This is a genomic window from Streptomyces sp. DH12, assembly GCF_020873895.1.
Taxonomy (GTDB): domain Bacteria; phylum Actinomycetota; class Actinomycetes; order Streptomycetales; family Streptomycetaceae; genus Streptomyces.
Genome location: NZ_JAHWGT010001234.1, coordinates 1 through 434 on the forward strand (window position 1 = coordinate 1; position 434 = coordinate 434).

General features: G+C 76.5%; 1 protein-coding gene. It reads right to left on the reverse strand.

Annotated features, from left to right (window positions below; genetic code table 11):
• Positions 1–434: condensation domain-containing protein (locus tag LPA54_RS39420; RefSeq protein ID WP_228985200.1), on the reverse strand; the 434-nt coding region annotated here is incomplete at both ends.

Sequence of the window (434 nt, forward strand, 5' to 3'; positions counted from 1 at the left end):
GCCTGCCTGGCCACCGCCTGCACCCGCTCCCAGCGCTCCGGCTCCAGGCTCAGCGTCAGCCGCCGGTGCGCGGGGGCGTCCGGAACGGCGCCTCCGGCGTCCGCGGCCGGCGGCAGCGGGCGCTCCAGGTCGACGCCGGCCAGTTGCTCCCGCCAGTAGGCCAGGGACTCCTCGGGCACGTCGGTGACGGCCGTGGCCTCGGCGTACTCCCGGAACGTGATGCCGGGCGGACGGGGGGCCGTGCCGTGCGCGTAGGCGGCGTACCACTGCTGGAGCAGCAGCGACACGCTAGGTCCGTCGGCGATCAGCTCGTCCACGGTGAACAGCACCCGGGCCCGTCCGCCGGGGAGTTGCGCCACGCGCACGGCGAACAGGGGCCAGTGGTGCGGGTCGAAGCCGCTCAACGCCTCGTGGCGCAGCCGGGCGAGCGCGGC